The 19,639-nt window shown below is 65.0% G+C and carries 17 protein-coding genes and 1 pseudogene; 10 read left to right on the top strand and 8 right to left on the bottom strand.

Annotation, left to right across the window (positions count from 1 at the left end):
• Nucleotides 1-26: 26 nt before the first annotated feature.
• Both QUW00_RS03380 and QUW00_RS03375 read left to right on the top strand, forming a co-directional pair.
• On the top strand, nucleotides 27-827 hold the full coding sequence (locus tag QUW00_RS03380) for a methyltransferase domain-containing protein (protein ID WP_289612991.1): 801 nt from the start codon (nucleotides 27-29) through the stop codon (nucleotides 825-827).
• Between the two features lie 125 nt (nucleotides 828-952).
• Entirely contained in the window at nucleotides 953-1,540 is a 588-nt protein-coding gene (locus tag QUW00_RS03375) for a DNA-3-methyladenine glycosylase I (protein ID WP_289613127.1), read from the top strand.
• Here QUW00_RS03375 and QUW00_RS03370 read toward each other — a convergent pair.
• From QUW00_RS03370 to QUW00_RS03360, 3 genes and pseudogenes are all read right to left on the bottom strand, one after another.
• Nucleotides 1,537-1,851 (bottom strand): annotated as a pseudogene (locus QUW00_RS03370) (histidine phosphatase family protein); the annotation flags it as partial. The gene QUW00_RS03375 and the pseudogene QUW00_RS03370 overlap by 4 nt on opposite strands.
• 137 nt (nucleotides 1,852-1,988) lie before the next feature.
• Entirely contained in the window at nucleotides 1,989-2,867 is an 879-nt protein-coding gene (locus QUW00_RS03365; protein WP_289612990.1) for an aldo/keto reductase, read from the bottom strand.
• A gap of 48 nt (nucleotides 2,868-2,915) precedes the next feature.
• On the bottom strand, nucleotides 2,916-3,824 hold the full coding sequence (locus QUW00_RS03360) for an aldo/keto reductase (protein WP_289612989.1): 909 nt from the start codon (nucleotides 3,822-3,824) through the stop codon (nucleotides 2,916-2,918).
• A 151-nt stretch (nucleotides 3,825-3,975) separates the two neighbouring features.
• On the opposite strand from QUW00_RS03360, the gene QUW00_RS03355 reads away from it, so the two are divergent.
• From QUW00_RS03355 to QUW00_RS03340, 4 genes are all read left to right on the top strand, one after another.
• Nucleotides 3,976-4,854: a LysR family transcriptional regulator gene (locus QUW00_RS03355; protein ID WP_289612988.1), complete on the top strand. Its 879-nt coding sequence runs from the start codon at nucleotides 3,976-3,978 to the stop codon at nucleotides 4,852-4,854.
• Between the two features lie 137 nt (nucleotides 4,855-4,991).
• Nucleotides 4,992-6,482 carry a S10 family peptidase gene (locus QUW00_RS03350; protein WP_289612987.1) on the top strand — a complete coding sequence of 497 codons (1,491 nt, stop codon included), beginning with the start codon at nucleotides 4,992-4,994 and terminating at the stop codon, nucleotides 6,480-6,482.
• 286 nt (nucleotides 6,483-6,768) lie between these two features.
• A complete protein-coding gene (locus tag QUW00_RS03345; RefSeq protein ID WP_289612986.1) occupies nucleotides 6,769-8,187 on the top strand; it encodes an MFS transporter in 1,419 nt (472 codons plus the stop codon).
• A 130-nt stretch (nucleotides 8,188-8,317) separates the two neighbouring features.
• Nucleotides 8,318-9,928, top strand: coding sequence for a peptide chain release factor 3 (locus QUW00_RS03340; RefSeq protein ID WP_289612985.1), 1,611 nt, complete (start codon nucleotides 8,318-8,320; stop codon nucleotides 9,926-9,928).
• 93 nt (nucleotides 9,929-10,021) lie between these two features.
• Here the strand turns inward: QUW00_RS03340 and queA are convergent, their stop codons facing one another.
• Nucleotides 10,022-11,245 (bottom strand): tRNA preQ1(34) S-adenosylmethionine ribosyltransferase-isomerase QueA, encoded by a 1,224-nt coding sequence (gene queA, locus QUW00_RS03335; RefSeq protein WP_289612984.1) that lies wholly within the window; start codon nucleotides 11,243-11,245, stop codon nucleotides 10,022-10,024.
• A gap of 765 nt (nucleotides 11,246-12,010) precedes the next feature.
• The gene (locus QUW00_RS03330) at nucleotides 12,011-12,292 is read right to left on the bottom strand and encodes a GNAT family N-acetyltransferase (RefSeq protein ID WP_289612983.1); all 282 of its coding nucleotides are present in this window, start codon (nucleotides 12,290-12,292) and stop codon (nucleotides 12,011-12,013) included.
• Between the two features lie 189 nt (nucleotides 12,293-12,481).
• Here QUW00_RS03330 and QUW00_RS03325 point away from each other — a divergent pair, with 189 nt between their 5' ends.
• The 4 genes from QUW00_RS03325 (at nucleotide 12,482) to QUW00_RS03310 (ending at nucleotide 16,112) form a co-directional block, all read left to right on the top strand.
• The gene (locus QUW00_RS03325) at nucleotides 12,482-13,510 is read left to right on the top strand and encodes a 3-deoxy-7-phosphoheptulonate synthase (protein ID WP_289612982.1); all 1,029 of its coding nucleotides are present in this window, start codon (nucleotides 12,482-12,484) and stop codon (nucleotides 13,508-13,510) included.
• Between the two features lie 79 nt (nucleotides 13,511-13,589).
• Nucleotides 13,590-14,264, top strand: coding sequence for a DNA-3-methyladenine glycosylase family protein (locus tag QUW00_RS03320; protein ID WP_289612981.1), 675 nt, complete (start codon nucleotides 13,590-13,592; stop codon nucleotides 14,262-14,264).
• Nucleotides 14,261-14,800 (top strand): methylated-DNA--[protein]-cysteine S-methyltransferase, encoded by a 540-nt coding sequence (locus QUW00_RS03315; protein ID WP_289612980.1) that lies wholly within the window; start codon nucleotides 14,261-14,263, stop codon nucleotides 14,798-14,800. Before QUW00_RS03320 ends, QUW00_RS03315 begins: the two co-directional genes overlap by 4 nt.
• A gap of 442 nt (nucleotides 14,801-15,242) precedes the next feature.
• Nucleotides 15,243-16,112: a deoxyribonuclease IV gene (locus QUW00_RS03310; protein WP_289612979.1), complete on the top strand. Its 870-nt coding sequence runs from the start codon at nucleotides 15,243-15,245 to the stop codon at nucleotides 16,110-16,112.
• Between the two features lie 80 nt (nucleotides 16,113-16,192).
• Here the strand turns inward: QUW00_RS03310 and QUW00_RS03305 are convergent, their stop codons facing one another.
• The 3 genes from QUW00_RS03305 to QUW00_RS03295 all read right to left on the bottom strand — a co-directional run bounded on the left by QUW00_RS03305 (nucleotide 16,193) and on the right by QUW00_RS03295 (nucleotide 19,556).
• The gene (locus QUW00_RS03305; protein ID WP_289612978.1) at nucleotides 16,193-17,449 is read right to left on the bottom strand and encodes a glycoside hydrolase family 3 protein; all 1,257 of its coding nucleotides are present in this window, start codon (nucleotides 17,447-17,449) and stop codon (nucleotides 16,193-16,195) included.
• 169 nt (nucleotides 17,450-17,618) lie between these two features.
• Complete coding sequence (locus tag QUW00_RS03300; protein ID WP_289612977.1) at nucleotides 17,619-18,860, bottom strand: iron-containing alcohol dehydrogenase; 1,242 nt, start codon at nucleotides 18,858-18,860, stop codon at nucleotides 17,619-17,621.
• A 57-nt stretch (nucleotides 18,861-18,917) separates the two neighbouring features.
• Nucleotides 18,918-19,556, bottom strand: a complete 639-nt coding sequence (locus QUW00_RS03295; protein ID WP_289612976.1) for a lactate utilization protein — start codon at nucleotides 19,554-19,556, stop codon at nucleotides 18,918-18,920.
• Nucleotides 19,557-19,639 lie beyond the last annotated feature (83 nt).

Raw genomic sequence — 19,639 nt, 5'->3', positions numbered from 1 at the left:
ATCTTGTCGGCATAGGGAGTGGAGACATGGGATTGCAGAAGCATGGCGGTACGGGGGCGGAGGACGTCGTGTCCGCCGAATCGTATACCGACCTCAATGCACGGATCATCGACCAGTGGATCGATGACGGCTGGCAGTGGGGGACACCCATCTCGCACGAGCGCTACGAGGCAGCGCTCGCGGGCGACTGGTCCATGGCGCTCACGACCACGCGTGAGGTCCCGCGCAGCTGGTTTTTCCCCGACATGCGCGGCAAGCGCGTGCTCGCCCTGGCGGCAGGCGGCGGCCAGCAGATGCCGATCTTCGCGGCGATGGGCGCCACGTGCACGGTGCTCGACTACTCCGAGCAGCAGATCGCCTCGGAGCGGCTCGTCGCCGAGCGCGAGGGCTACGAGATCCGGTGCGTGCGCGCCGACATGACGCGCCCGCTGCCCTTCGAAGACGAGGCGTTCGACCTCATCTTCCACCCGGTGTCCAACTGCTACATCGAGGAGGTCCTTCCCGTGTGGCGCGAGTGCTTCCGCGTGCTGGCGCCGGGCGGGCGCCTGTTGGCGGGCCTCGACAACGGCTTCAACTACGTGGTGGACGATGACGAGGAGCGCATCGTGCGCGGCCTGCCGTTCAACCCGCTGCGCGACCCCTCGCTCATCCCCGAAGGCGAGCTTGCCGATTGGGGCATGCAGTTCTCGCACACACTCGACGAGCAGATCCGCGGACAGATCCAGGCGGGCTTTCGTCTGCTCGACCTGTACGAGGACACGAACGGCGAGGGACGGCTGCACGAACTCGGCATCCCCACCTTCTGGGCCACCTGCGCCGAGAAGTGATGGGAAAATGGGGGCAGGCACTTTTTCCCGCTCGGCCAGGCAAGATGGTGCCGGGTTCGATCTTGTCGGGTTCGATCTTTTTGGGGGCAACGATGTCGTACTGCGATTGAGATAGACCGAGCGAAATAACCCGACGCTACCACGATGAGGAGTGGGGCGTGCCGCTGCACGACGACATCGGGCAGTTCGAATTCCTCTCGCTCGAGGTCATGCAATGTGGGCTCAACTGGAACATGATGATGCAGAAGCGCGAGATCCTGCGTGGTTGCTTTGACGGTTTCGACTACGAACGCGTGGCTGCGTACGGTGAGGACGACATCGAGCGCATCCTGGCGACACCGGGGATGATCCGGTCACGCCGAAAGATCGAAGCCATCATCAACAACGCGCGACGCTTCATCGAGGTGCGCAAGCAGTTCGGCAGCTTCTCGGCCTACCTGTGGGGCTTTTCGGACAACATGACGATTCTCTACCACAAGCACGCCCAGGGCTATATCCCGGTGAGCAACGGGCTTTCGGCGAAGATCTCGAAGGATCTCAAGCGCCGCGGTTTCAAGTACTTGGGGCCCGTGGTCGTCTACTCGCACCTGCAGGCGTGCGGCATCATCAACGACCACGCCGAGGACTGCCCGCGCTACCGGCGGATCAACGATGCGAACCCGACGGTCATGCGCCGCCGCTACCTCGAACGCGACATCCACCACTACGGCTAGTGGGAAAATAGGGACAGGCACTTTTTCCCACGGAAGACCATCTCGCCCTCGCCGCCAAACGGCACGTAGAAATCGCCATAGGGTAGAGGCGGGTTCACGTCTTCCGTGAGTCCCTCGAACCTGCCGGAGTTCCACTCCTTCAGGCCCTTCACGCGCGCGTAGGGAAGCTTGGCTTGACCGGAGGTACCGAGCACGAGTTCGAGTGTATCGACGGCGCGCTCCGAGGTGGATGAGTAGGCATGGTCGAACGCGACGCCGTGCTCGGCAAACCACGCGCCCGCCCGACGAGCCTGTTCGCATCCCTGCTCCGTGAGCGGGGAGTCGCACTAGCCCTGCTTTCGCTTGAGCACATTGAACAGCGTCTGACCGTGACGCATAAGGTGGAGCTTGGACGTGCGGACTCCTTTCGGTTCGGTTGTGGGAAAAAAGCGCCTGTCCCTTTTTCCCACTAGTACAGGGTGGCGCCGCCCAGCTGCTGGGTCTTCACGAGGTCGTTCAGAAGCCAGCTCACCGTGTCGATGTCGAAGTGGTCGAAGATCATGGGGAAGGCGGGATCCTCCAGCGCGGCGACGGCAGCCATGTCGTCCGCGTCGAGCTCGAAGTCGAAGACGTCGATGTTTTCCACCATACGCTCGACGTGCACAGTCTTGGGGATGACGATCACATCCTGCTGCAGAAGCGAACGCAACACGACCTGCGCGGGCGTCTTACCGTGCTTGGCGGCGATGCCGGCGAGCGCCTCGTTGGTGAAGATGCCGTTTTGCCCCTCGGCGAACGGCGCCCATGCCTCGTGCGCCACGCCGAGCTTCTCCATCAGCTCGTGTGCCTCTCGCTGCGGGCGGAAAGGATGCGTCTCGATCTGGTTCACCGCGGGCGGCACCGCGGCGAGCGCACAGAGGTCCACGAGGCGCTCCGGGTAGCAGTTGGACACGCCGATCGCGCGGATCTTGCCGGCGCGGTAGGCATCCTCCATCGCGCGGTAGGCGCCCGGGTAGTCGCCCATCATCTGATGGAGCAGCATGAGGTCGATGTAGTCGGTGCCGAGCTTGGCGAGCGTCTCGTCGATCGAGGCGGCGGCGCGCTCGTAGTTCATGTTCGACACCCAGATCTTGGACGTGATGAAGATCTCGTCACGCGGGACGTCGCTAGATGCCACCGCCGCTCCGACGCCCTTCTCGTTGCCGTAGGCCTGTGCGGTGTCGATCAAGCGATATCCGGTGTCAAGCGCCTGCGCCACGCAGCGTGCGGTATCCTCCGGCGGCGTCTGGAACACGCCGAAGCCGAGCATGGGCATCTTCACGCCGTTGTTGAGGGTCTTGTAGAGCATGATATTCCCTTCTTCTCGAAAACGGAGGTGCGCACCAGGTAAGCCGCGCTACTCGCCGTCCGGTCGCATCGGTGAGCGGGGGCCGGACGTTGCCTGCTTGCTGTAGTCGTTGACCGTCAGCACAAACGCAGGCGGCTCCTCGGGCACCTCGTAGTAGGGGCGTTGCGGCAGGGCGCCGATGCGCGCCATCTCGCCGTCGCTCAGCTCGAAGTCGAAGATGTCGAGGTTGTCGGCCATGTGCGCGGGGTTGAGCGTCTTGGGGAAGGTGACGTTGCCCTCCTGGTAGCTCCAGCGCAGGATGATCTGGGCAGGCGTTTTGCCGTGCGCGGCGGCGAGCTCGGTGAACACAGGCTCGGCGAGCAGGGTGGCGTCACCGTGGCCGAGCGGGTACCAACCCTCGTACACGATGTCGGAAAGCCCGCGTTCGACCATGGCCGCCTTGAGCTCGCGTTGATTCCAGTAGGGGTTGATCTCGACCTGAAGCACCGCGGGCTTGATGGTTGCGACCTCGAGGATCTCGTCGATCTTGTGCAGCGGGAAGTTGGAGAGGCCGATGGCGCGAGCCTTGCCGGCGGCGACCGCCTCCTCCATGGCGCGCCAGCCGGAGACGTAGTCGCCGTAGGGCTGGTGGAACAGCAGCAGGTCGACGTAGTCGAGGCCGAGGCGCGCGAGCGTGGCGTCGATGTCTGCTCCGCACTGCTCGTATGGGTAGCTTTGCGGGAAGAGTTTCGTGGTCACGAACAGCTCCTCGCGCGGGATGCCGCAGGAGCGGATGACATCACCCACGGCGACCTCGTTGAAGTAGGCGTTCGCCGTATCGATGTGACGGTAGCCGAGTTCGAGTGCCTGGGGCAGATGCTCGAGCACCTCCTCGGAGCTCATCATGTAGACGCCGAAACCCATGGCGGGGATCGTCTGGCCATTTGCGAGAGTGAAGGTGGGAACCGATGCGGCCATATGCGGTATTCCTTTCTGCGTGGCAATGCTTACAATGCAAGTGTCCTGCATAATCGCTTGGAAGTACAATGCACCGTGGTGCGGTCTATATGCGTCTAACGCATAAGCGACACATGACTGAGCAGGCGAGCTGAAGGAAGGGGAGGGCGCGATGGAGCTTGAGCAGATGCGACAGCTCGAGGCGATCGAACGCTTGGGCACCATGTCCGCCGCGGCCGAGGAGCTGCACATATCGCAACCGGCGCTCAGCCGCTCCGTCCAGCGGCTCGAGGCGGAGCTCGGCTGCTCGCTCTTTGAGCGCGAGGGCAGGCGCGTCGTGCTGAACGACGTCGGCCGTGTGGCCGTGGATTGGGCGCGCGAGCTGCTGCGCGACGAGCACCTTATGCGCGAAGCGGTGTCAGCCACGGCTCAGCGCGCACATGCCCTGCGCGTGGCGTCGGTGGCTCCCGCGCCGGTGTGGCGCCTTACGGGCCTTATGGTCGAGCGCTTCCCGCAGGAGACGCTCACCTCGGAGATCGTCGAAGAGGACGCGGTGTTGCGCGGCGTGGTGGAGGGGGCCTTCGATTTCGGCATCGTGCTCGACCCGCCGCATCAGCCCGGCATCGTGTCGTGCGAACTCATGCGCGAGAACCTGTCGGTGACGTTGCCGCCCAACCACCCGCTCGCGGCGCGCCGCCAGGTGACTTTCGCCGACCTCGCCGGCGAGACCTTCCTCATCTTGACCGAGATCGGCTTTTGGCGCGGCATCGTCGATCGCGAGATTCCGGACGCCACCTATATCGAGCAGCGCGACCGTATGGTCTTCACGCAGCTTTCCTATTCGACACCGCACTGTACGTTTATCACCGATGCGCCCTTCCAAAGCGACCCGGTGCCCGGACGCGCCGTGGTGCCCATCGTGGATGAGGGCGCCCATGCGGTGTTCCACCTGATCGCGCGTGCCGATGCGACCGACATCGTCGCGCGCCTGTTCTCCTGGGTTCGGGGCGACAAGACGGTACCAGGTTCAATCTTGTCGCCCTATAGCTAGCGGGAAAAGAGGGACAGGCACTTTTTTCCCACCTGACAAGTTGGGACCGGGTTCAATCTTGTCGATCTTGTCGCGGGTCTCCCATGTTGAATCGGTGCTAAGGTGTCGGTAGCAAGCGACATGCAAGGAGGTCCGACATGGCAGAGCAGCAAGGCGTCGAGCGGCAGGGGAGCGCGGCCGCTACGGATGTGGCCTATACGGTTGATGCTGAGCGTCGGCTGCCCCTGCCTGACGCGGCGCGCGCGGACATGGCGTGGGAGTGCGCGGGCGAGCATATCGACTACACCGCAACTGCGGGCTACATCGATGTGCGCACCGACACGGGCGCCCTCATGGGCAAGATGTTCTCGCTGTCGTACGTGGCAAAGCGTCCGCAGGGCGCCGCAGCCCGTCCGGTCACCTTCTGCTACAACGGCGGTCCGGGCAGCGCGTCGGTTCCCATCAACGTGGGCGGCATCGGGCCTCGCCGCGTCGTGACCGACGGTTTGAACCATCTGCCCGCGACGCCTCGCACCGAGGATAACCCGGTGACGCTGCTGCGCCAAAGCGATCTCGTGTTCCTTGACGCGCTCGGCACCGGCTATTCCGTGGTCGCCGAGGACGCCGACGCGCAGGACATGTGGAGCGTCGACGGCGACGCCGACACGTTTGCACGGGCGATTGCAGCGTGGCTGACCGACAACGGCCGTTGGGGCGACCCGGTCTATCTGTTCGGCGAGTCCTACGGCACGGTCCGTAACGCCGTGCTCATGCGCGTGCTCGCCGAGCGGTTCGTGCCGGTCGCCGGCGTCATCATGCTGTCGTCGGTGTTCGACTGGGTCCAGAAGATGCCCGGCTCCGACCTGGGCTTCATGGGACTATTCCCCACGTATGCGGCGACCGCGCGCCACTTCGGCAAAGCGGGACAGGGCACGGACGAGGCCACGTGGTTTGACGAGGCGATGGACTTCTCCGAGCGCACGTACGGCCCGGCGCTGCTGCGCGGCGACCGTCTGACACCGGAGGAGAAGGCCTCCATGGCGGCGGAGATGTCGCAGCGCATCGGGCTTTCGGCGGATTTCATCGAGCGCTGCAACCTGCGCATCGATCTCGACACGTTCCGCCGCACGCTGCTGGCAGACGAGGGGCTCGTCACGGGTCGCTTCGATACGCGCTTCACTACGCATGCGCCCTCCACCTCGCTGGGCGGGACCACGCCGATCATGAGCGACGCCTCCTCCGATGCCGTGGAGCCGGCGTGGAACGCGGCGTTCCGTCGTCATCTGCAGGACATCGGTTTTGCGGGTGCTCCGATTTATCCGCTGAGCAACTTTCCCAAGATCGGTATCACATGGGACCGTTCGCATGCGGCGCCGGATTCGGGCATGAGGGCGGCGGCGCCCAACGTGGCCTACGACATCGCCGCGGCGCTCAAGCACAACCCGACCATGCGCGTGCTGGTAATCGGTGGCCGCTACGATGCCGCTACGCCGTATTGGAACGTGGTTCGCGACCTATCGTGCCTGTTTTTGCCGGCGGAACTCAAGCAGCGCGTGGAGCTCAAGCTCTACAGCTGTGGCCACATGGCCTATGTCGATGAGACCGCACTCGAAGCTCTCGGACGTGACCTCGCCGCGTTCGTGCGCTAGCTTCCCGACGGGCATGCGACAAGATTGAACCTGTCGCCAACTTGTCGCCCCAGCTTGTCGCCCCAGCTTGTCGCCCCAGCTTGTCGCCCGGCGTCAGCTTGTCGGCCGGATGCCGCCCGCGGCCGACAACATTGAACCCGGCACCAACTCGTCGCCACGCTGCCGGTGGTATGATGGGCGGGCCCATCGCGGACGTTCTGCTCGCCGCGATAGCGCCCGGCGCCACAAGCCGGGGAGGCGCGTTTCCAGGCGCGTGGATCTGTCCGCGCTCGCCTGGGAGGTTTGTGTGAGCCCTCAAGTCGCAACCGACGCTTGTCGCCCCAACAAATGGGTGGTCCTCTTTACCGTCGTGGCTATGACGTTCATGTCCACGCTCGACAGCAGTATCGTCAACATCGCCTTGCCCGTCATGCAGCGCGAGCTTGCGGCGACGGCCGCCGGTATCCAGTGGGTGTCGACCGTCTATCTGCTGGTCTGCTGCGCCACGGTGCTCATCTTCGGGCGACTGGGAGACACGTTCGGCAAGGTTCGCCTATTCCAGACGGGCGTGGCGCTTTTCACCATGGGATCCGCCCTCTGCGGTCTTTCCACGACCCTGCCTGCTCTCATCGCCGCGCGTGCGGTGCAGGGCATCGGCGCGGCAAGCGCCATGGCGAACAACATGGGCATCGTCACCGAGGCGTTTCCTGCCAGCCAGCGCGGCCGCGCGCTCGGTATCGTCTCGACGTTCGTCTCCCTCGGCATGATGTGCGGTCCTACCATCGGCGGCATGCTCGTGGCGGCCTTGCCGTGGGAGTCTATCTTCCTCATCAACGTGCCCATCGGTGCGGTGGCGTTCGCCGTGGGACTCAAGACGCTTCCTCGCGAGGTAGCCGCCATCAATCGCGGGCAGATTGACATCGCCGGCGCCGCGCTCATCGTGCCATCGATCCTTTTGCTATTCTGCTCGCTTACCTTCATGGCGACCGGCACCACGCCGATCCTCATTGGTATGTTCATTGCGGGCGCCGCGCTGTTCGCCGCATTCATTGCTGTCGAGAGCCGAGCCGCCGGTCCCCTCGTGAAGCTTGATGCATTTCGCAGCGTTCCGTTTTCGGTGAATCTCGTCACCATGCTCATCTGCTTTGCGGCGGTGGGCGCCACCGAGTATCTGATGCCGTTTTTCCTGCAGGATGCCTGCGGGTTCCCATCGGGAGTGGCGGGGCTTGCGCTTACGGCCATTCCGCTCGGCATGGCGGCGGTGGGTCCTGCGAGCGGTGCGTTGTCGGATCGCATCGGCAGTGCGCTGCCGTGTTGTGCGGGCCTGGTGATCTATGCGGCGGGCATCGCGTTTACCGGGTATCTGCCCACGACGGCGCCGCTTGCCGTCATCGTGGCGGGCATGCTGGTCATGGCAGTCGGAACTGGCCTGTTCCAGTCGCCCAACAACTCGCTCGTCATGGGATCGGTCGGACGCGAGCACCTGGGATTTGCCGGCAGTGTCGTGCCTCTCGTGCGCTATCTGGGCATGTCCGTCGGTGTGACCGGCGGCACGGCGTTGCTGTACGGCCATATGAGCGCGCTTGCGGGCCGTCCGATCGCCTCCTATGCGCAAGGCGGGGCCGAGCTGTTCAGCAAAGGGTTCGCGTTTGCGTTTGTCGTGTTCGCCATGCTATCGCTCGCCGGCGCTGCTCTCACGGCCCTCGCCGCCCGCGTGGGAAAATAGTGCCTGTCCCCATTTTCCCACGGCGAGCTTCGGACAGGAGCGGACCCGCGGTTTTCGCGTGAGGGACTCGTGCGCGACCTGCCTTGCGGCTACAATACCTCCGGTCAACATGCACACAAGGGGGATATCCATGCCAAGCATCGCCGACGAGATCGCCTCGAGGCGCACCTTCGCCATCATCTCGCACCCGGACGCGGGCAAAACCACGCTTACCGAGAAGCTCCTGCTCTACACCGGCACCATCCAGTCGGCCGGATCGGTCAAGGGCAAGAGCAGCTCCAAGCACGCGGTGTCCGACTGGATGGACATCGAGAAGCAGCGCGGCATCTCGGTCACCTCGTCGGTGTTGCAGTTCACTTACGGCGGCTGCTGCATCAACATCCTCGACACCCCGGGCCACCAGGACTTCTCCGAGGACACCTACCGTACGCTCATGGCTGCCGACGCGGCGGTCATGGTCATCGACGGCGCCAAGGGCGTCGAGGCGCAGACCGTCAAGCTCTTCCGCGTGTGCGCCCTGCGCGGCATCCCCATCTTCACCTTCGTGAACAAGCTCGACCGCGAGACCCGCGACCCCTTTGAGCTCATGGAGGAGATCGAGAACGTCCTGGGCATCGGCACGTGCCCCATGAACTGGCCGATCGGCTCGGGCCGCAACTTCCGCGGGGTCTTCGATCGCGCGAGCCGCCATGTGCTCGCCTTCGAGGGCGACGGCCGCGCCAACGCCTCCAAGAAGGTGAACGAGATCGAGGCGGAGTTGGGTGACGCCGCCTTGGACGAGCTCATCGGCGCCGAGAACCATCGCAACCTCATGGATGACATCGAGCTGCTCGACGGCGCCGCCGACGAGTTCGACTTTGCGGCCGTGCGAGCCGGCAAGCTGTCCCCGGTGTTCTTCGGATCGGCGCTCACCAACTTCGGTGTCGAACCCTTCCTCAAGGACTTCCTGCGCTTGGCTCCGGCGCCCTCGGCCCATGCCGATGCCCTGACGGGCACCGATGTCGAGCCGACGGACGACTTTTCGGGCTTCGTCTTCAAGATTCAGGCCAACATGGACCGCAACCACCGCGACCGCATCGCTTTCCTGCGCATCTGCTCGGGTAAGTTCGAGCGCGGCATGGAGGCCTTCCACGTGCAGGGCAACCGCAAGATCAAGCTTGCGACCGGCACGGCCATGATGGCAGACGACCGCGCTATCGTGGACGAGGCCTATGCCGGCGACATCGTCGGCCTGTTCGATCCGGGCATCTTCTCCATCGGCGACACCATCTGCGCCGGCAAAAAGCGCGTTCAGTTCGCCGGCATCCCCACCTTCGCGCCGGAGCACTTCGCGCGCGTTTCCCAGGTGGATACCATGAAGCGCAAGCAGTTCATCAAGGGCATGGAGGAGCTGGCCCAGGAGGGTGCCATCCAGATTTTCCGCGAGGTCGGCGCCGGCATGGAGAGCGTCATCGTGGGCGTGGTCGGCACGCTGCAGTTTGACGTGCTCGAGCAGCGCCTCAAAAGCGAGTACCGCGTCGAGGTCCGCCGCCAGCCGCTTGGCTACACGGACATCCGCTGGATCGCCAACGAGCCCGGCGAGGTGGATGTGGCAACGCTCAACCTCACGCGCGACACGCTGCGCGTCGAGGACATGCGCGGCGGCAAGCTGCTGCTGTTCACGAGCTCGTGGAACGTCGACTGGGCGACCGACCACAACCCGACGCTCAAGCTGTCGGAGTTCGGCAACGTGACGTTCTAGGTGCCTGTCGGACTGCACCGCCGCTCAAGAAGAATGCCTCCGGGCCCACAGCGGGCTCGGAGGCATTTTCATAGAGCGCAGAAGTCGCGGCTTCTACTGAATAAGCATCGCATCGCCAAAGCTGAAGAAGCGGTAGCGCTGCGCGACGGCCTCGGCGTAGGCATCCATGATCTGATCGCGCGTGGCGAAGGCCGACACGAGCATCATGAGCGTGGAGCGCGGCACGTGGAAGTTCGTGATGAGGGCGTCGACCACGTGATAGGTCGAGCCGGGCATGAGGTAGAGGTTCGTGGTGGCGTCGGCGCGCACCGTGATGTCGCCGCGGCCCAGGGTGTCGGCCCCGTCCGCGCGGCCCTCGAAGTAGCGCGCAGCCATGGGCGGATTCGCAGCGGGCGCATCGGTGTCGAAGGCGCTTTCGAGCGAGCGAACCGCCGTGGTGCCCACCGCGATGACGCGATGGCCGGACGCCTTGGCCTCGTGCACGGCGTCGACGACCTCGGCGGGCACGTGGTAGCGCTCGGTGTGCATGACGTGCTGGGTGGGGTCGTCCTCCTCCACAAGGCGGAAGGTGTCGATGCCGACCTCGAGCTCCACGGCGACGAAGCGCGCGCCCTTGGCCTCGATGCGCTCCATGAGCTCGGGCGTGAAGTGCAGGCCGGCCGTCGGCGCTGCTGCGGAGTGCTCTTCCTTCATGGCGTAGACGGTTTGGTACTTCTCGGGATCGCCCGCGTAGTCGGTGATGTAGGGCGGCAGGGGGACGTGCCCTGCGGCGTGGATCGCCTCGTCGAGCGTGCGGGGCGCGCCCGTCGGGCCCTTGCCGGCCGGTGTGAAGCGCACGAGACGGCCGCCGCGGCTCTCGGGGACAAAGTCGGTGACCTCGCCGGTCAACACAACCGGTGAGGTCTCGGGTGCGTGCGCGCCGCCCGCGCGGTACTCGATGACCGCTCCGGGCTTCAGGCGCTTGCCGGGATTGACCAGGCACTCCCAGACATGCCCGAGAGGGTCGATGTCTTCGCGGCGACGCAGCAGCAGCGTCTCGGCGACGCCGCCCGTCTTGGCCTTGCGGCCGATGAGCCGCGCGGGCATGACGCGCGTCTTGTTGATGACGAGCACGTCGCCCGGCTCGATGTAGTCGATGACGTCGCGGAAGATCTTGTGCTCGACGGTGCCGCCGTGGGCAAGCGCCATGCGTCCGTCGCCCGCCTGCGCGGTTCCGCGGCGGTCGAGCACGAGCAGGCGGCAGCTGTCGCGCGGTTCGGCAGGGGCCTGGGCGATCAGCTCGTCGGGAAGGTTGTAGTCAAAGTCGTCGGTGCGCATGGGAACTCTTTTCCGGTTGCCGGCTGTGGCATGTTTTCAGCGCTGTCTATCCTAGCGCAAAAGCCCTGCGTGCGACCGACCCCGACATCATCATCACGCGAGCGGCGACTCGTCGCGAACGTGTCCGAGGCCGTTGTCCGTTCCGGGCTGGCGTGCAAAACGCCTGGCGCCCTTCCATCTTCCGATGCGGCGTGCAAAACGCCTGACGCCCTTCCGTCTTCCGATTGGGCGTGAAAACACGCATGACGCCAGCTCGATCTTCTCGTCCGGCGTCATTTCGCCCTCCTTTATCCTTCTTTCTCTGTCGCATGAAACCGCCTGAAGCCATTCCGCCTGACTCCGAAATCGATGCCGAAAAATGCATGATTTTTGAATAAAGCAGGCGTCGATGGGCATATATAGCAATGAAAAGACAGGCAGTCGCGAAGAGGAAAGCGACCGAGGTAAGGAGGCGAGTCCAATGGGCACAGAGCAGATAGCGGAAGCCTTTGGGATCGGCTCCGAGGTATCCGAGGTCCGCTAGGTTTTCCGGTGGCGCCCGGTCAGAGCGCGAGGTTTCCCGACGATATGTCGGATGGGACCGATGAAGGGACCGCAGGACCGCCCAAAGGCACGTATAGTCCCCATTCCTCCGGTAGAGGATCGAAGGTGAGTCCACCCTAATAGAGAGCAAGAGGGCGACCTCGCAGGGATGCGGGGTCGCCCTTCGTGTGCGTTCGGCCTGCGGCGGAGCGCTGTGCGGCGTTCCGCCGGCGCATTGGGCCCCTACGCGAGCAGCGCGGCCCTCTCGGGGTGCTTCTCAAACCAAGAGACGGCATAGCTGCACGTCGGATGCGCGCGGCGCCCGGTTTCCTCGAGCTCTTGGGCAACCTGGTCGAGCAGCCTGCCGGCGATGCCCTGGCCGCGCAGCGAGGTGTCGACGTAGGTGTGGTTGATCTCGACGATGTTGCCGTCGAGCACCGGGAACGTGACTTCAGCCAGCACCTGCCCATCGGCGTTGACGTACTGGACGGCGTTCGAGTGAATCTCAATCTGAGGGTTATCCATAGCCTGCCAACCTTTCGTGAAAGCTGTCGGTGCTCACCGTTGTACCCTGTCGGCGCGGTCCCGTCGGTGCCGGCGCGATACGGTAACGTGCTTGAAACAGGCGAGCGGTCGGCTGTTGCGGGCAGGCGTTGTTCCCGTCATAATCGCCGATATCCGATAATGCCAGCACGTCTGTCGAGGAGACGCCCCATGACGATGAAGTTCAAGCGCCTGCTGCCCATCCCCAAGGAGATCCGCGAGGAGATGCCGCTTTCGCCTGCGATGGCGGAGAAGAAGGCGGCGTTTGATGCACAGGTCGCCGACGTGCTCACCGGACGCGATCCCCGGCGCCTGCTCATCATCGGGCCGTGCTCGGCAGACCGCGAGGACTCGGTGCTCGAGTACGCGACGCGCCTGGCCGCGCTCGCCGAGCGCGTGCGCGACCGCTTCGTCATCATCCCGCGCGTCTACACCAACAAGCCGCGCACCAAGGGCACCGGTTACAAGGGCCTGTTGCACAATCCCGACCCGGAGGGTGCGCCCAACCTGCTCGAGGGCGTCAAGGCCATCCGCCGCATGCATCTGCGCGTGGTGGAGGAGACCGGCATGTTCACGGCCGACGAGATGCTCTACCCCTCCAACTACCAGTACCTCATCGACCTGCTGGGCTACATCGCGGTGGGCGCACGCTCGGTCGAGAACCAGGAGCACCGCTTGGTGGCCTCCGGCGTCCCCATGCCCGTGGGCATGAAGAACCCCACCGGCGGCTCGACCGATGTCATGCTCAACTCCATCTATGCCGCCCAGCAGCCGCAGACCTTCCTGTTCCGCAACTGGGAGGTCGAGACCACGGGCAACAAGCTCGCCCACGCGGTGCTGCGCGGCTACATCGGCGAGGACGGGCTCAACTACCCCAACTACCACTATGAGTACCTGGAGCGCTTGGCCGCCAAGTACACCGAGGACGATTTCGCGAACCCCGCGGCGATTATCGACTGCAACCACGACAACTCCGGCAAGCGACCGCTCGAGCAGATCCGCATCATGAAGGAGGTGCTCGACTCCTGCCGCCGCTCGCCGGCAATCGGCCAGCTCGTGCGCGGCTTCATGGTCGAAAGCTACCTCGAGGACGGCAACCAGCCGGTGGACGGCGGCGTGTACGGAAAATCCATCACCGATGCGTGCCTGGGCTGGGAGAAGACCGAGCGCCTCGTGCTGGAGATCGCCGACCGCGTGTAGCGGCCGACCGCATCAAGCGCATTGATTGCAGGCCACCCATCGTGCTGCAGTGGGCGGCATTTTGCACGAGGAGGTGTCCATGGCCTGGTTCGAATACGGCGAGACCGAGCTTGCGTATTTGCGAAGCCGTGATGCGCGGCTCGCCGAGGCGATCGATGCGATCGGGCACGTGGAACGTGAGGTCGATGGAGACCTGTTCTCGTCGGTCATGCACCACATCATCGGGCAGCAGATCTCCACGAAGGCGCAGGCGACCATCTGGGAGCGCATGTGCGCGCGCCTGGGCGAGGTGACGCCGGCGTCCGTGCTCGCGTGCGGGCGTGACGGGCTGCAAGGTCTGGGTATGACATTTCGCAAGGCTGATTACCTGCTGGATTTTGCCGAGCGGGTGAAGAATGGGGCGTTTAACCTCGACGCCGTGGCGGCCATGTCGGACGAGGACGCCATTGCCGCGCTGACGCAGCTCAAGGGTATCGGCCGATGGACGGCGGAGATGATCTTGCTGTTCTGCCTGCAGCGGCCCGACGTGCTGGCATACGACGACCTGGCCATCCAGCGCGGCATGCGCATGCTCTACCATCACCGGAAGATCACACCGCAGCTGTTCGCCAAGTACCGGCGGCGCTACAGCCCGTACGGCAGTGTCGCGAGCCTGTACCTGTGGGCGATTGCGGGCGGGGCCATCCCGGGGATGCGGGACTGGGCGCCCGGGAAGTCGGTCGCCTCGACGCCGCGTCGAGACAAGGAGGCATGAGCGCGATGAGAACCGAGACCTACGAGTCCCCGTTGGGCGGGCTCGTGCTTGCGGCAGATGACGATGGCCTTGCGGGCGCATGGTTCGCGGGCCAGCGGCACTATGGCGAGTTCGGGTCGGTTCGGCGTGCGCTTGCGGGCGATCTCGAGTGCCCGGGCAATGCGGACGACGAGGCGCAGATTCGCGTTCTTGCGCAGGCGCGTGCGTGGCTCGACGCGTATTTCGCTGGCGATAATCCGAGCGGGCAGCCGCCGCTCCACCTGATGGGCACGTCGTTCCAGCAGCGCGTGTGGCAGCTCCTGCTTGAGATTCCGTGCGGTCAGACGACGACGTACGGCGCGCTTGCGCACGAATACGAGCGACGTTTCGATGCGCGCACCTCGGCGCGGGCGGTCGGCGGTGCCGTCGGGCGCAATCCCATCTCGATTATCGTGCCCTGCCATCGCGTGCTGGGGGCAGACGGAGCCATCACGGGCTACGCCGGTGGTGTGGACCGCAAGCGTGCGCTGCTGGCGCTCGAAGGCGCCAAGCGTTAGGCGTCGGGCGCTGGGCGTCAAGCGTCAGGCGTCAGGCGTTAGGCGTTAGGCGTTAGGCAGCAGGGGTCAGGCGCCGGGCGTCAGGCGTATCGCCCTCAGATCGCGCGGATACGGTCCGACCATGGCGTGTATACGTCTAGGGCGCGATTTTTCGGTGCCATTTGTCCATCGACGGCAGAACGCTGCCGTTTCCCCAGTTGATTCCTGCGACGTTGTTCATGGGTGTCGGAGTGGTGGGGAAGGGAGACCGAAAAATCGCGCCCTAGAACGGTGCCGCCTGCTCGGAATCGACTTCGCGGTCATTTCTATTCATAGCTTACAGGGAAACCCCTGTTGTCTGAATCATTCTATCCGGTTGCGAAAAAGCGCTGTCAAATCGTTCTACGCGATGCGGGCAGCCGTACAATGATGTGCGCGAAAAGCGTCTGAGAAAGGGTCTGCCATGCTCACCATCGGTTGTCATCTGTCTACTTCCAAGGGATTCGCCGCTATGGGTGAGACGGCGCTTTCCATCGGGGCCAACACCTTCGCGTTCTTTACGCGCAATCCCCGCGGAGGCAGCGCGAAGGCAATCGACCTCGATGATGTGGCGGCGCTGCAGCGGATACTGGATGACAATTCCTTCGGGCCGCTCGTCGCCCATGCGCCCTACACGTATAACCCCTGCTCGGCTAAGGAGCAGGCACGCGAGTTTGCGCTCGAGGCCATGGCCGATGATCTGCAGCGCATGGAGGCGCTGCCGGGCAACCTTTACAACTTCCATCCCGGTTCGCATGTGGGCCAGGGCGCCGAGCGCGGCATCGAGCTCATCGTTGACACCTTGTGCCAGGTGATGTTTGCGGGACAGCGCACAACCGTGCTCCTCGAGACCATGGCGGGCAAGGGTACCGAGGTCGGCCGTTCCTTTGAGGAGCTCGCGGCGATTATCGACGGCGTCGCCCGTCGCGCGCCGCAGCTTGCCGACCATCTGGGTGTATGTTTGGACACCTGTCATGTGAGCGATGCGGGCTACGACATCATCGGCGATCTGGATGGCGTGCTCGCCGAGTTTGACCACGTGGTGGGATTGGACCGCCTGCATGCCGTGCACATCAACGATTCCAAGAATCCGCGCGGCGCCCGTAAGGACCGCCATGCCAAGATTGGCGAGGGCTATCTGGGGGCGCCCGAGCTAGGTGGCGGCTCCGAGGTGCTCGCGCGCATCGTGTCGCATCCCGCCCTGCGCGACCTGCCCTTCATCTTGGAGACGCCCAACGAGCTGCCGGGATACGCCGCCGAGATAGCGCTTTTGCGCTCGCTTCAGACGGAGTAGCGGCCTCGCGCCCAAGGAAGAGCGCCCGCCCTCATTGTCCCGGATGGACAATGAGGGCGGGCGCTCTTTTCCCGGGCTTCCTATTTGAGGATCCCTGCGTTCTCCTTGGCGGTAAGGATGCGCAGGACGCTCTCGTCGATGCGCTCATCGGTAAGCGCGCCGTCTTCGATTGCCTCGAGTACGCCGTCGTAGGCTGCCTGCAGGTCGGACGTCATGAGCAGCATGTCGCCACCCGCCTGGAAGAACTGCACCGCCGCCTCGTCGGGCGTGTAGTTTTCGGTGATGGCGCCCATGGCAAACGAATCGGAGATGATGACACCCTCAAATCCGAGCTCGCCACGAAGCGCATCGCCGATCATGACGGGTGAGAGCGAGGCCGGCAGTCCGTCCGTGGCGAAGTTCGGCGTCTCGATGTGCCCCACCATGACCATGGGCACGCCCGCTTCGATGGCGGCGCGGAAGGGCTCGAACTCGCATGACTCGATCTCTTCTCGCGTGCGCTCGGTGTAGACGGCGCCGGTGTGGGAGTCGCCCGCGGTGTCCCCGTGGCCGGGGAAGTGCTTGACGCAGGGAATGACGCCGGTCGCATGCATGGCTTCGACCTCGGCGGCTACCATCTGGGCAACCAGCGTGGAATCGCTGCCAAACGAGCGCGGGCCGATGACCGGGTTCTCCGGGTTGGTGAGTACGTCCGCATCGGGGGCGAAATCAAGGTTGAAGCCGATATCGGAAAGGTACGTTCCGATCGCGTCGCCCACCTCAGCCGCCTGTGACGAATCTCCCGTGGCTCCGATCTCGCCCATGTTGGGAAACGTGGGGACGTCAAAATGGCCCGAGTTGGCGACGCGGGCGACAAGCGGGCCGCCCTCCTCGTCGACGGCGAGGAACGCCGGGACGCCAGCGCCTGCCGCGCAGCTCATCTCATGCGTGTGGGCGAGCATGTCGCGCAACTGCTGGTTTCCGGTGATGTTTTGGCCGAAGTAGACCAGTCCGCCCACGGGGATGCGCTCGAGCGCCTCGGCGGTCATGTCGCCGGCGGCGGTCGCGACCGCCACACCCGTGAGCTGCTCGGGCGTGACGCAGAACAGCTGCGCGACCTTCTGCTCGCGGGTCATGGAGGCAAGCGTCTGCTCGGCTAGGCTTGGTTCCGGCTGTTCTGCCTGCGGCTCGTCCTCGTCGCTCGGGGCCGTCGTGTCGAAGATCTCCGGAATCGACCATCCGGCATCCGACCCGCTGCCGGTCTCGGTGCCGCAGCCGGCCAGGCCGGCGGTGAGCGCCGTGAGCGAGCCCGCTGCCAGAACGGTGCGCCGGGTGATGGAGATATCGAGCGTCGACATGGGTTCTCCTCGGTCGTTGCATGTATTTGGACGCATTAGCATCCCATGGCGCCGACGTCCGGGCAAGCCCTTCAACTTGAATGCCATGCTTGCCCGGACGGCCGATACGAAGGAAGCCCGTGAAAACGGGCTTCCTTCGGGTCTTAGGCGGTGTTTGCGACGTTCGTCTCTACAGCGCGCTGCGGTAGATGGCGCGGGCGTCGTCGAGCGTCAGCTTCTTGAAGGAGCCGAACAGCTCGCCGCGGTTGATTGAAAGCCCGGGCATGAGCTTCTCGATGTCGTCCTCGGCCATGCCGAACTCCGACAGCGTGCGCGGCATGCCGAGCGAGACGAAGAAGTCCTGCAGCTCGTCGATGGTGGCCTCGACCGCGTCGGCCACGGCGCGCTCGGGCGTGATCTCCTCGTCGATGTCGGACAGGTCGTCCACGGCGGGGTCGACCGGCTCGATGCCGAAGAGTTGGCTTCCGAACTCCAGGAAGCGCTCGGGATGCTCGCGCCACACGTAGCGCATCCAGGCGGGGAAGATCACCGCGAGGCCGGCACCGTGCGTGATGCGGGTGTCGAAGGCCGACAGCTCATGCTCCAGGCCGTGGCAGGTCCAGTCGCCATCGCGGCCGCCGGGGACGCCCATGCCGAGGCCGGCTAGGCCGTTGTGCGCGAGCGTGCCGACCCACATGATGTTGGCGCGCGCGTCGTAGTCCTCCGGGTTCTCCATCACGCGCGGCGCCGCCTCCATCACGGCGCGGATCATGCCGAGCGCGATGTTGTCGGTGACGGGGACCGCGGGCTGGCCGGAGAAGAAACGCTCCATGATGTGGGCGATCATGTCAGTGACGCCGGCCGCGGTCTGATAGGGCGGCAGCGTGAAGGTGAGCTCGGGGTCCATGATGGCGAGCACGGGGCGGTTGAGGTCGGTGTTGAGGCCGCACTTGAGGCGCTCCTCGTCGTTGCTGATGACGCAGGAGTTGGACGCCTCGGAACCCGAGGCCGGGATGGTGACCACGCAGGCGAGCGGCAGGCGGTCGGTCGGCGTGGCGCGCTTGCGCCAGAAGTCCCAGGCGTCGCCGTCGTACACGGCGCCCAGCGCGATGGCCTTCGCGGCGTCCATGGCGGAACCGCCGCCCACGGGCAGCACCACGTCGGCGCCGAATTCGCGGGCGAGTGCGACGCCCTCGCGCACCGAGGTGATCTCGGGATTGGGGCGCACGCCGCCCAGCTCGGCGTGCTCAACGCCCGCTGCGTCGAGGGACGCCTTGACGCGGTCGAGAGTGCCCGTGCGGACCACGGAGCCTTGGCCGTAGACGATCAGGGCGCGCTTGTACCCGAGCGCGGCGAGCTCCTCGCCGGTGCGGTCGGTGACGCCGCGGCCGAAGACGAAGCGGGTGGGGGAGTAGAACTTGAAATCGTTCACTGCGGTTCCTTTCGTGTGTATGCCGGCGGGCTGGATATGCCCCGCCGCCGATTGGCTTTAGTACCCGAGGCTCTCGCCGATGAGGACGACCTTGATGCGCCCCTCGTGGCGCGAGTGGCGCGTGACGACCATCTGGCAGCACATGCAGCGCTCGCTGTGGCACTCAGAGCACACGCCCGCGACTTCGCACGGGGTGTTCGTATGGAGGCGCGCGGCATTGAGCGGGCAGGTCACGGTGCGGATGCGCTTGAATCCGGCGTCGACGTCGGCGACGAGCTTGTTCATGCCCACGAGGACGACGACGTGCTCGGGGCCGTGGAGGAGCAGCGACAGGCGGTCGGAGTTGCCGTCGATGTTCACGAGCTCGCCGTCGAGGGTGAGCGCGTTCGCGCTCATGAAGAACCAGTCGGCCGAGGTGCGGTCGCGCCACATCTCGCGCTTCTCCTCGGGCGTGGTCGCCGTCGCGCGGTCGATCATGCGCCAGCCGCCCTGCTCGAGGGCGGCCTTCACGCCGGTTTCCCCGAAGGTGACCGTGCCGCCCCAGGTGATGGAGTCGCCCGCCGGAATCATGCTGCGCACGAGCTCGACGGCCTCCTCGGAGGTCTCGCAGTAATAGCCCTCCATGTTGCGGCGCTTGAGGTTCTTGATGACGGTTTTTGCGGTGGTTCGATACGAGACGCGCTCGGTCTCTTCCATGGATTCCCCTCTCTGTTGCGCGTGCACCGTATCGATTGTACCCCGACGGCAGGAAGGATGATTCGCGGCGTTGCACAACGCAA

The organism is Collinsella tanakaei, from assembly GCF_030373545.1.
Classification (GTDB): domain Bacteria; phylum Actinomycetota; class Coriobacteriia; order Coriobacteriales; family Coriobacteriaceae; genus Collinsella; species Collinsella tanakaei_C.
Note: the sequence above shows the minus strand (reverse complement) of the source record. Positions and strands in the feature narration are given on the sequence as shown.